At 60.5% G+C, this 12542-nt stretch carries 6 protein-coding genes and 1 pseudogene; 5 read left to right on the plus strand and 2 right to left on the minus strand.

Translation table 11 applies throughout. The features are described from left to right. Positions 1-422 precede the first annotated feature (422 nt). From ACLQ3C_RS21170 to ACLQ3C_RS21185, 4 genes and pseudogenes are all read left to right on the plus strand, one after another. Positions 423-3530, plus strand: coding sequence for a hypothetical protein (locus tag ACLQ3C_RS21170; protein WP_425707069.1), 3108 nt, complete (start codon positions 423-425; stop codon positions 3528-3530). A gap of 8 nt (positions 3531-3538) precedes the next feature. Beyond that, positions 3539-8800, plus strand: a complete 5262-nt coding sequence (locus ACLQ3C_RS21175; protein ID WP_425707070.1) for a DEAD/DEAH box helicase — start codon at positions 3539-3541, stop codon at positions 8798-8800. 452 nt (positions 8801-9252) lie between these two features. Beyond that, positions 9253-9819, plus strand: a pseudogene (istB, locus tag ACLQ3C_RS21180) (IS21-like element helper ATPase IstB); the annotation flags it as partial. Positions 9820-10622: 803 nt separating this feature from the next. After that, entirely contained in the window at positions 10623-10889 is a 267-nt protein-coding gene (locus ACLQ3C_RS21185) for a hypothetical protein (protein ID WP_425707071.1), read from the plus strand. A 103-nt stretch (positions 10890-10992) separates the two neighbouring features. Here the strand turns inward: ACLQ3C_RS21185 and ACLQ3C_RS21190 are convergent, their stop codons facing one another. Then, positions 10993-11391, minus strand: a complete 399-nt coding sequence (locus tag ACLQ3C_RS21190; RefSeq protein WP_425707072.1) for a transposase — start codon at positions 11389-11391, stop codon at positions 10993-10995. Then, positions 11388-11795, minus strand: a complete 408-nt coding sequence (locus ACLQ3C_RS21195) for an ISL3 family transposase (protein ID WP_425707073.1) — start codon at positions 11793-11795, stop codon at positions 11388-11390. The genes ACLQ3C_RS21190 and ACLQ3C_RS21195 overlap by 4 nt, the downstream gene beginning before the upstream one ends. 26 nt (positions 11796-11821) lie before the next feature. Between ACLQ3C_RS21195 and ACLQ3C_RS21200 the strand changes: the two genes are divergently transcribed. After that, the gene (locus ACLQ3C_RS21200) at positions 11822-12022 is read left to right on the plus strand and encodes a hypothetical protein (RefSeq protein WP_425707074.1); all 201 of its coding nucleotides are present in this window, start codon (positions 11822-11824) and stop codon (positions 12020-12022) included. Positions 12023-12542 lie beyond the last annotated feature (520 nt).

Raw genomic sequence — 12542 nt, forward strand, 5'->3', positions numbered from 1 at the left:
GTTCCCGGCGGGAACTCCTCACAACCACGCCCGAACCGGGCAAACAGTAAAAACACAACCACAGGGGGTCAATTTTCAGACGTCGAAAAGGGGTCAGATTTCACCCGCCGTTGACACCTATGCCACGAAGTCCTGCATGCTGTCGACGTACAGCGGGGGTCTGTACTGGTCGTTCGGCGCATCCGCACCGATGCCCATGTATGACCTCTCTCATTTCGATGGTGTCCGGGCGAGGTGGACAGCTTCGCCCTTCCACGTCCGAGTGCCAGTGGCACCGCATCAGCGTGGATCGGCGCCGGCCTGCAATGTCGGTTGCTGCGCCAGCTCACGGGCGTACACGCCAGTTCTCATCTCGGACCAATCGAGTTAGCACCTCAGGCAAATGATGCTCGTCACCCTGCTTCAAATGTCCGCCTTGTGTCATGCTCCTGCGCTATCGTCACCCGCACAACGCGGAGGTCGACTTCTGCGGACCTGTTGATCAGAGGGGAAGCGCTATCAGCATGGACTCAACGCGCTCCGCGACCCAGCGGTGGGAGCGGTATCTCACCTGGAACGCAGCGGTTGCGGAAGTCATCTACCCCGAGTGCGACGACGCAGTGCCGGCTTACATGGACCTCGAAGATGACGTTCTGCAAAAGGTCGCCGTGGCGGCTGATGAGGACGTGTCGGACCCTCGAAAGGCGCTCGCCGCGGTCGTGGAAGGCGTCACCGTCGACCGCGGCAGCTTCTCTCTGGTGAAGCTAGCTGGCAGAACCCGTCGATGGCCGCTTCGTTCTGTGGAACCGCCACCATGCCTTGCCTTCCTGGCGCTAACAGTTGTCGCCGCGGAGGACATGGGCAACACGGACGAGGGACTTGCGTCAACCGCCTACTATGCTCGGCTTGCTCGCCTACTAGGGCTGAAAGATAACGATTCCACCCTCCGCCGCTGTTACCAGCACGATGCGGAGCTTCTGTGGAAACGAGTCAACAGGTGGCTTGAGAACCTTGAGGGTGAACGCGGGGTGCCGACCGCTTTTGCCCTCACCCACCGCTACGTTGGGCTTCCGATGTCTCAGGCTCTCGTTCGGGAAGCTGACCGGCAGCGATTTCCGGCAATGTTCAGTCAGTTTGGCCTCAGCCCAGGTATGCGGCTCGCACCGGACGATATTGCCACCTACCTCAGCACTTGGCTGACCGCAGAGTCGACAACAGCGACTGCCAACCTGCGGCGCCTTTGGAAGCGCTCAGACTCACACGCCCGAATCGCGACGATTGCGGCGGTTGAGCTCGCCAACTGGGACGGGGTCCGACAGGGCTCCACAGCTGCGCCCACCAGCGGACGTGCACACATCGTGGCGAATCTTCGGGCCGGCTTCCTCGGGTCGTCACTGGACCTCTCACTCGCGCTTCGCCCGCTCTCAGATGAGATGGACGGGCACATGGAGGTCCTTGAAACTGGAGGTAAGTGGTCGGCTATCGGCTTCGCACCTGGCACGGCAGGACTGTGGCGCACCGGCTACACCGAGTCGATTGACTTCGGCTCGATACTCGAAGGGCTTGTCCGGCTTCGTCACGCGGATGGTGACAGTGGATTTGAGTACAAGCGGTTCCCTCGGCAGGTCGTTCCCCTCATCTACGATGAATTGCAATCTGCGTATGTACAAGCCGAGCGTCTGCAGCTCGGCGTCGATGCGCTGCTTCTTGTGCGAATGACAGCGACAGCCCCGGCTGCCGGCGGAGTCGTGCAGGAGGTCGAGCGGGTCCTCATCGATTGCGCGCGTCCTGGCTTCGATTCGACAACGTCAATCGATGGGCTCCCGGACGGGTGGGCACTGTTCAGTGGTGTGCAGCTTTTCGCTGCACCATCCTCCACCCGGTTCAATGAGCTTGTACCGCTTGCTCGCAACCAGCTGACCGTTGCTGGAGGACTTCAGATTCCGTCTCGCGTCCGGAAATGGTCGACAGTCCGCCCACCAGAGGTTCGCGCGACCGTGCAAGGCGAAGCAGAATTGCGTGTAACACTGGCTGAAATTGAGACCGAGGCAGTCCTTGAGACGTGGACGTCGGCCACGGGGTCTCTCGTTGCTCCGCTCGCTGGCCTCGGACTGGCAGATGGCGACTATCAAATATCGCTGTTCGTGGGTTCGAAAAAGGCTCCTAACCAAGAGATCTCACTTAGGCTTCGCTCCGGCGACGCTCTCGATGAGCTCGCATGGCATCGCTCGCCGAGACTCACATACGTCCTCGACTCTCCGCTGGGCGTTCTGTCCGCTTCAGAGGAAGAAGCTGAGCAGATCATTGTGGACGGGCTAGCCTGCGACGGCTGTGCGGGGGTCGCTACTACCGCGCGTGCCACCAGTGCCGTCTCGTGGGGCAAACCACGCAAGGTGCGCCCTGTTGCGCGGGTCAGCATCGGAACGCCTGATCCAAAATCGTGCGTTGCGACCGGTGCTCACCACATCCAGCTCCCGACTGCCTACGGCGGCCACGCACCCAAGTTTATCGAAGGAGTATGCACTTCATGTGGGCTTGTTAAGCGTTACCCAGGGTGGTTACCGAGCTACCGCAACCCAGGTGCCGTGAAGCTAGCAGGCGCTGGAAATCCCCAAATTACCGTCACTGACCTCCCGCCGGTTGCAGAAGCAATAATCGACTGGAACGCAGCACTCGACGCGCTGATTCATTTGGGTGGCGGGTCGATCAGTTCTCTCGACAACATTGCCCGCCAACTCGAGGGCTCCGCACTGTTCGTGAGTACCTTTGTACAAACCCTGGAAGCGCTCGGCCACATAGCAATCGAGCGAGATCAACGAGGTCGTCCCATGAGGTGGGAACTATCGCCCTCGTGCGTGGCACAGACATCTAGGGGCCAGTACCGACTTACCGGCAGGTGGTCTCGACCGTCCATCGAATCGATTCGATCCCAGTTTGGGACTGACGCCATCAGCCCAATCAATCCGAAGTCAGGCCCCACAGAGAATTTGGTGCTACCACTCGGCGTCGCAAAGCTCGAAAGCCTTGCAGAATTTGAAGATGCGACGGTTGTCCCGCGGGCTGGCTACACATTGCTCAAGGCATTGCCCCGTTTATCGGACGTTGCAGCAGCACTTGATCGGGTCACGCTGCCAGGCTTCGAGTCCGCGGAAAGGTATGACCTCACGTCGGCGACGTGGGAGCCGACAGGTGATCTCTCAAGCCCCGGGGCTTACCGGATCAAACGCGGCTTTGAGAGCCTCTACATCTACCGTGACGAAGACGACGTGTCGGGAGGTACCGCGGCAATCACCGGCGTGCATCTAGCAAAACACCTGGCCGCCAACGCTATCGGAAAGACGTTGACGTTCTACATCGCGAAGTCCGAGGCAGTCTTTGCGCCTCGCGGCTGCGAGCTACCAGGACTCTACGAGCGTGCTGCAGTTGCCTTCTCAGGGCGATTGCCTGAAGCGAAGTCCGTCACCATCGCAAAACAGAAGCGAAATTGCCTCCAATACGCCGCGATCGACAAATCCAGCGCAGACCTACTCACAACTCTACTGACTACGTAAGGCTTAGAATGGATCCCGTTACCCCGATAACACTTGCTGAATCACTCCGCGACACTTATCTGAGGTACTTCGACACTGCGTTCTGGCTCAACAATGACGCGGTGATGAGTGAGCGGCGGGCACTTCTAGCGAAGCCAGGTGCTCTCGTCGGGAAAGTGATGATCGAACCGGTCGTGCCATACGCCAACACCGCCCGCCTCGATGACGTCGCCTCTGAGGCGGGACTCGTACCGTCCGTCACTCGACGTGTGGCGAGCGCGCTGTTCCCTGACGCGCCAATTGATGACATCTCGCTCCGAGAGCATCAGGCCAATTCTATTCGCTACCACTTCCTCCCAGGAGTCACCGACGGCCGCAATGTTGTTGTCACGTCCGGAACTGGTTCGGGAAAGACGGAGTCCTTTTTGCTACCGCTACTCCTCAGGCTTGTCCGGGAGTCGTCGCAGTGGAAACCCCAAGGGCACACCACGCCCTGGTGGAAAGCAGCGAAACCTGACTGGATTCCAATCCGTAGTAGCGAGGATCGCCCGCCCGCTGTCCGCAGCCTGATTCTGTATCCCACCAACGCACTGGTGGAGGACCAGATGACACGTTTGCGGAGGGCAATACGCAAGCTCCGCGACGATGACCCTTTACACCCCATCTGGTTCGGCCGCTATACCGGCAATACGACCGGTTCGGGCCAGAAGTCCAAGCAGAAGGTTGCCGAAGTTGCGCACGAGCTGCGCACCTCCGCCACGGAGTACGATTCTCTCGTTGAAGCACAGCGAAAGGGGCGCTCTGATGTGGATCTCAGTCAGTTCCCTGATCCTCGCTCAGGTGAAATGCTGACCCGCTGGGACATGATCGCGCACGCGCCGGACATCCTCGTCACGAACTACTCCATGCTCAACACGATGATGATGCGCCATCGCGAGGAACAGATCTTCGCGCAGACCGCAGCGTGGCTCGCACAAGACAGCGAGAACGTTTTCACGATTGTGGTCGACGAGCTTCACCTCTATCGCGGCACTCAGGGCAGCGAGGTGGCGATGATCCTGCGCGCGCTGCTTCGCCGTCTCGGACTCGCCACCGACAGTCCGCAACTGCGTATCATCGCTACGTCGGCATCGCTCACCGATACAGGCGATGGCCGCACGTACCTCGAGGAGTTCTTCGGCGTCAGTCCCGAGAGCTTCACAATCGAGCCCGGACAGCAGATCCCGATCACATCCCCCAACACCGTGGACGCTGACCGACTCAGTGTCGGCTCCATCGACACCGGTGACCTCACACATGCCATCGCTGCGGCCTGCCTCGACGAGGCCGAAGACCGCTACCGGGCGACGTCACTCGACACTGTCGCGCAACGCCTGTTCCCTGCCGACGCCGATGGCAAGCACATCAGAGCGGTCTTCGAGCAGCTCGCAACTGCTGATCTCTCCGTCGCACGCACAACTCCGATTCCGATTCGCGCTCACGTCTTCGTCAGGGTTCCGCGCGGTGTGTGGGCATGCACAAACGCGGAATGCTCTGGCGTTTCCGAGCATTCCGAAGACCGACAGATCGGCCGACTCTTCAGCACGCCTTTGGGCGCATGCTCAGACTGCGGTGCCCGCGTTCTGGAACTTCTATACTGCTATGAGTGCGGCGACATCAGCCTGGGCGGATACATCATCGAATCTCAGGGCACAGACACTCTGCTCTCTCCGACTCCCCTGGATGAGAGTCAAAGCGCCAAGCCCGTTTTCCTGAGGCCCGCCAAGCAGTTCTTCTGGTACCGGCCAGGCGTGCTGAGTAGCTACGACTCGTGGACCAAGGATGGCATCAAGCTGGCATTCTCGCCGACCTCATGGAACTCCTCGCTGGGCATCGCATCCACTGGCGGACCCGCAACCGGGGCCCGGCTAATCTTTGCCGGGGACACCCCCGATGACCGCATCCCCGCGCTCCCCGACCGCTGTCCCGCTTGCGGGTATAGGCCTGGCGGCCGCGCTCCTAAGGGAACCTTCAGGGCCGGACAAGTGACATCTGCGATTCGGGCACACACATCTGGCGCGGCCGCCGCGACACAACTCTATCTGTCGCAACTCATTCGGTCTCTCGACGAAGGGCAGGGCTACGAGAGCAGCGCCGGGTCAAAGACCATTGTCTTCACCGACAGCCGAGACGACGCTGCCCGCACCGCAGCCGGTGTTGCTCGAAATCATCACCGAGACCTCATCCGCCAGATTCTTCGGCAAGAACTCGCCGAAGGTGCCGACCCTCTGGAAATTCTCGACACCATCATTGCCGAGCAGCAACTTCAGTCACGCCCTGAGCTTGTTCCGGCCGCGACGGCAAGAATGAAACAGCGTGCAGGAATAGAGATCTCGGAAGCAGAGAAAACTTCACTCCATCAGGCTGAGGTCCTTCTCAGCGCGATCCCGACGGTTCCTTTCACCGTTATGTGCGAGCGTGTAACTAGCGTACTCGTTGGACTGGGTGTGAACCCGGGGGGCACCGACCCGTGGAACCAGCAGCTCGAGGATTTCCTCGACGGCGAAACTCCCTGGTACCGGGCTTTCCGACCGCCCACTCCCGGTCTCTGGGCTGAACCGCCACTCACGATGGGTCAGGAGAAACTCAAGTCGGCCCTCCGGTCGGCCGTCGTCGACGCAACGTTCGACCGTGCCCGACGCGATTTGGAGTCTGTCGGGATCGCCCGCATAGAGGTAGCCGGATGGACCCCCGTCGACGGACCCCTGGACAACGAGCAACAAGCCCAATTGCTGCAGACAGTCTTGAGAATTCTGGGCCTGATCGGCAGGACCGAAGGCAGCAGTCGCGGCGGGGCCGACGCGACGGCCCTAACCCCGGCACCCATTCGCAAGTACCTCGCAGCAGTCGCCAGCATTCAGAACCAGAACGAGGATGATCTCGGCAACCAGCTCATAGCACTCATGGGCGGAGACGCCGTCTCACGCGCAGTGAGCGGGTGGCTTCTCAAGACAACCTCAGCGGACTCAACGCTTGTATTTCATCCACCGGGCGAATCTGAGTGGCGCTGTACCCAGTGCAACTTTACCCATCTTCAACCAAGCCTTGGAGTCTGCGCCAACCGTCAGTGCTTCGGCACAGCCCTCGAAGAACACGTTGTTCCCGTCGAGGCAGACGACTACTACTCGTGGCTTGCACATCGCGATCCGCGGCGCCTTGCTATCGCGGAGTTGACAGGCCAGACAAAGCCGCTTGCTGTCCAACGAGACCGCCAGCGATGGTTCAAGGGTGCATTCACGGATTCCGAAAACAAGCTTGCCGATGAACTCGATGTTCTGTCGGTAACCACGACGATGGAAGTCGGTGTCGATATCGGCTCGCTCCGGTCGACGCTCATGGCAAACATGCCGCCGCAACGATTCAATTACCAGCAACGTGTGGGTCGTGCGGGCCGATCCGGACAGGCGCTAAGCTTCGCGCTGACGATATGCCGAGACCGGACACACGATGAGTACTATTTCAACCGGCCCGAACGCATTACTGGCGACATTCCTCCTCAGCCGTTCCTGGACCTAGCACGGACACGGATTGTCCAGCGCGTAGTCGCCAGCGAGTGCCTATTCGAAGCGTTTGCAGCGCAGTCCCCCGCTCCGTCTTGGACACCAGACAGCAACCACGGCACATTCGGCCAGATCGACGAGTGGGGGCCACTGTTCCGCGGCGGCGTATCTGACTGGCTACGCATGTCCCCAGTGGTCGACTCGGTCGTCTCAAGACTCGCCGCACACACGCCACTCCCCGCATCTGAACGTAGGGCAGTACTCGACTTCATCAGAATAGAGCTGGCCGACCGAATCGATAGTGTAGTGGTTGCAGAGACTGGCTCGGCCGATACGGAGCTCAGCGCCGCTTTGGCCAGGCACGGCGTCGTGCCAATGTTCGGATTTCCAACGAGAGTGCGCAACCTGTGGAGCAGGCCCGTCCACACACGAAGAGAGATGGAACGGTTTGCGGTCAGCGACCGGGCCTTGGAGCTTGCGGTACGTAACTTCGCACCGGGCGCCGAAGTGGTCAAGGACGGCCTCGTCCATACCTCAAATGGATTCGCTGCCTATCTACTGCGAGGCACCCGGGCAGACGCGATTGACCCAATCGGCAACGCGAGACCTGTGAGCACTTGCGATACCTGCGGCCAGACCGCCCTTTCAGCTATGGCCACATGCTCCGCGTGCGGGAGCGCGATGACACAGATGAATCTGTTCGAGCCTCGGGGGTTCCGAACCACATACTCGCCTCGCGCGTTCAACGACGACCAGGAAGTCCTCAATACAACCTCGTCTCCCGCGCTGATTCCCGGAGAAGCACCCACTCAGTCGGCCCAGCTCCAGCACCTCAAGCTTGATCTCTACGAACAGGCTCAGCTGGTCACGATTAATGACAACTTCGGCCGCGGGTACGAATTCCGCACTCAGGTGGACAAGTCGGTGCTCGCTGAAACACCCAATGCGACGATCGGCACGCTTAACACAATCGGGGAGGTGCGCGTCACTGACGCCTTGCTTGTAACACCGGGCCCACTTGACATCGGATCAGGGACAATTGCACTCTATGACTTGCCATCAGGGAAGGCGGCCTACACATCGTTCGCCGAGGTGCTCCGCCGGGCAGCGCAGGTGTTTCTTGACCTCGATCCAGTCGAGATTGCCGCCGGTCTAGTCCCCATGCTGCTTCCAGCAACCAGGAATGATGGCCAGACCACCGAGCAGGTCGGTGCTGGTGTGTTCCTCGCCGATACCGCGGAGAACGGGGCCGGCTACGCGCTTGAGCTCGGTGATCCGGGAGCGTTCAAGAACCTGCTCTCCGACGCGCTAGATGAACTCAGAAGTAACTGGGAGAGTCCGAGCCACGCTGACAACTGCGACTCGTCGTGTCCAGACTGTCTTCGTTCGTACAATAACGCGCGCCGACACCCTCTTCTGGACTGGTCCTTGGCCCTCGACATGCTCGAACTGGCAGTTGGCGTCGATCTCACAACCAAGCGCTCGCTCCCAAGCTATACCTCGTGGATGGACACGGCAGCGGCAGCGTTGCAGGGTGCATCAGCAAGTTCGATTGAGGGTGTCCCGCTGATATCACGCAATGACAGGGCCGTGCTACTTATGCATCCCCTTTGGCGAAGTGACGAGAGTTATCAATCACCTCTGCAAACACGAGTGATTACCGAAGCGCAGGATTCTTACCGTACGGTTTCCGCTTATGATATACGAAACTTCCGACGGAACCCGATCGGAGTGTGGCGCTATATTAATTGATACAGTTCCGCGCTCGAACCGATCGCGGTGTAGCCGTCCGACTTCCGTTCGGTGCGCAAGTTGAGCTCCAATTGTGCCGCTTGCTCAGATACTCCTGCCCAACGTTGGGACGGTGCGGGATCGAGTGCTAATCATGTGGGTCTGGTGTGGGACCGTGTTGTCGGCCGCAAAAAACAACTTCCCATCGAAGAGTTGTCACGCCTGTTTCCGGACCAGCACTGGACACCGTTAAACAACGGAAATTGATTTCGATCCGAGGTGTTCCCCGAGCTTGAGCGGCTTTGGGAAACGCAGTGCAAGCAACTGTAATGTGCGGTCGATGGAAAGGCATGACCGATGCGAAGAAGCGGGCCCCGTGTCAACGGCCAGTTTGATGTCCCCACTCGTGGCCAGTTAAACAGTCTCTTCGAGGTGAGCGGGCAGTGTCTGGTCAGAGGGCTGGTGAGCAGGAATGGTCGATGACCCAGATGCTCGAACATCTCCTGGCCATCGAGGTCGACGCCACCGAAGCCCGCCGCCTGGCCGGGCGGCTGCGGTTCGCGTGCCTGTCCACCCCGGCCACCCTCGACGGATTCGACTTCGAGGCCACACCCGGCGTCGATACACAACTCATCCGAGAACTCGGTACCTGCGGCTACCTCGAAACAGCGACGAACGTGCTGCTCGTGGGCCCACCCGGTACCGGCAAAACCCACCTGGCCGTCGGACTGGCCCACGCCGCCGTACACGCCGGCTACCGCACCTACGTCACCACCGCCGCCGACCTGGCCGCCCGCTGCCACAAAGCCGCCATCGAAGGCCGCTGGTCGACCTGCATGCGATTCTTCGCCGGACCCACCCTGCTCGTCATCGATGAACTAGGCTACCTGCCCCTGCCCGCCGAAGCCGTATCAGCACTGTTTCAAGTTGTGGCCCAACGCTATCTGAAAACATCCATCATCATCACCACCAACCGATCCGTCGCCGAATGGGGCGAAGCACTCGGCGACACCACCGTCGCCGCAGCCATGCTCGACCGATGTCAGCGGTCATGTAATTCCTCAGGTTGAGGCGGTTGTTCGTCACGTAATTCCTCACCGGGCTGTCACGGGCGGTGGACGATTCGAAGGGTGGCCCCAGTCGGGGCGAGTTACGTCAGGACTCGCCGAACACCTACATATGAGGTTGTACGCAGACCGTCACGTGAGGGTGTCCGCGGATAATCCGCGAGGTACAGGCACATTGGTTGTGTACCGATATACGTTTCCCGATCGGATGTGTTTCCTCGCATGCCGCGGAGAGTTCGGGTCCGCAAGCTCCAATCTCGGCTAAATAGCTCACCGAGTGTCGCTGCGCGGCCTCGCGCGCGATCTTGTCAGGGTTGACCGGTAGTGTTCGGCCCTCGTCTCGAAGACCGAGTATCTCGTTGAAGAAGCCTTCACCCTGCCCGTAGACAAGTAGGAACATGCCCCATCTGAGCGACTTCTGCTTGGCCCGACCGATCGATGACCCGTCACGCATCTTTGCACCCTGGAGGTCTCGGTGAAGAGTGATCAGTCTCGTTGGGACTTCTAGTCGAGCAGCCGCTACCTCTGCCCCTTCGATGACGCGTTGCCGGTGTGCGGCATTCAATGTTCTCTCCTCCAGGTGTACGCGAGCTCCTCAAGCCCACCGGTCGATTTCGATTGCACCAGCCGATCTGTCCGAGATCGTAATTGCCGTCAGCGTCGGACGCTTGCATCGCTGAAGCGTCGGCTCTCGCATGATGGAAGTCCAGGAACGGTTCGCACCTGTGCTGGCAAAAGGAGCAGCGTCAATGCTGCCGACCGAATAGGCTCAGCGCATGGCATCCGACAGACAAGCGACGCTCCTCGCCAATCTCACCCGGGAACGGTTTATGCTCGACGCTGTCACCAAGGTGACCGGCCTCCGTGACTACGAAGACCTTCACGACGACGCGCTCGACCTCGACTCCGAGTCGGCGAGCGCGGAGATCACCCGCCTACGCGGGGAGATCGAGAACCTCCGCGACCAGCACCCGATCACGCGCTGGATCGACGCTGATCCGCAGTGGCGCGACGCGACAGGAAACCGCTTCAACAACCACTGAGCGACGGGCAATCGTCACTAGCTGTGGTAGGTTCCTGTCAACGGCAGGTGAAATCTGTCCCTTTTCGACATCTGAAAATTGACCCCCTGTGGTCGTGTTTTTACTATTTGCGACTCTTCGAGGTTAGCCGGGCACTGGTCAGCAGTGGAATTGGATGCTGGCCCGCTGGGCGCGGGTGCAGTGGAATCGCCGTATCCGGCGGTGTGAGTTTTCGGTATTGCGGAACCCGCTGCGCGCGTTTGGCCTGTTTGATAAGCCGGTTGTAGCCCTCGGTGCGGGCGTTGGTGATTCCGGTACGCAGGAACACCAACACCGCCGGCCACCAGGGTTCGATCGTGGAGGCCGACCTTGTGACCTCGGGGATGTTGGCGTCGGCGCACCAGGTGCAGAACGAGTAGAGCTTGTCGCGGATTTCAGCATCGTTGGCTCCGTGATGTGCGAGGGAAAGAAGACCGCAGTTCTTTGGCGAAGTAGGCGACGATGATCTCGTGAGTGGGGTCACGCTCGATCAACGCATTCCACATCTTCGCAAAAAGACTTGGGAAACCGTCGTTCATACGCCGCCAACAGTCGCCGCCTGTTTGCCCATTCCGGGTCGCGTGCGCGGCCCCGACGGCCATGAGCGTCGAAGGGCACCCGGCGGCGGACCGCGGTCACCATGTCGTTGGCCAGTTTGACCAGGTGGAAATGATCGGCCACCACCTGCGCGTCCGGCAGCAACTCGGTGGTGACCGCTGCCGCGTACGCCGCCGACGGATCGATCGCGACGTGGGTGATCGTGTCCCGGAACCGCGCGGGCTGAGCGGTCAGCCCGTCGGTGACCGCGGCGCCCGAGCGTCCTTCGACCTGCCCCAACAAGCCCTGATTGCCACCGAGATCGACGAACCCAGTGTCCCACGGGTCCACCCGTATCCAGCGGCGCCATCCTTGTCGTGGGTCCAGCGGGGCTTGCCGCGGCGGGTTTCGTCGATCCCGAGGATCCGCACCGGTTTGTCGGCGTGTTCAACGAACGCGGTGTGCGCGGTCGGCCACGACACGCCCGCCGCGGCGGCGACCTCGACTACCGAAAGCGTCGCCTCACCGATACTGCGGCCGATCTGAGTCCGCAGCCGGGTCGTGGTACGACGTCGTAGCGGCACCTGTGCGATCGACCCGGTGAACGAGCGCCGCTCACACGATCGTTCTGTCAGTAGTACCGTATTGTGTTCCGACACAACGTGATTGGACCATCGCCGTACCGGATATCGCGGAGCCGGGTGACTGCGTGGCCCTTCACCAACGACGAGACTGCCTGGCAGTCCGGGCACCGCGTACCCCCTGGACCAGCGGTCACCACATCCACCACCCGAGAACGATCGGCCAGTCGAGTGACCGCCTTGGCCTCGAGACCTTCCAGATCCAACAACGACGTAGCATCAGCCACGCCCTTGGTACTCCTTACCGAATCGGAACGTTTCGCAACATCCAGATTTCCGGACACCGGGGGTGTCTCACCTCGACGACACGCCGGCCCTCTGACCAGACACTGCCCGCTCACCTCGAAGAGCCGGTTTGTCCGTCATACCGCGCTCCCTAGCCTGGATTTTTCGTGCGGAAGCACGGAAAATGGTGTGCTGATAAGCGAAAGTGCCTTCCCTGCAAGGCATAATGGGA

This window comes from Gordonia sp. DT30 (assembly GCF_049844915.1).
Lineage (GTDB): Bacteria > Actinomycetota > Actinomycetes > Mycobacteriales > Mycobacteriaceae > Gordonia.

Excerpts from the sequence above, each read along its gene's own strand:
- ACLQ3C_RS21175 (WP_425707070.1), top strand. The coding sequence starts at position 3,539 with ATGGATCCCGTTACCCCGATAACACTTGCTGAATCACTCCGCGACACT.
- ACLQ3C_RS21185 (WP_425707071.1), top strand. The coding sequence starts at position 10,623 with ATGGCATCCGACAGACAAGCGACGCTCCTCGCCAATCTCACCCGGGAA.
- ACLQ3C_RS21170 (WP_425707069.1), top strand. The coding sequence starts at position 423 with ATGCTCCTGCGCTATCGTCACCCGCACAACGCGGAGGTCGACTTCTGC.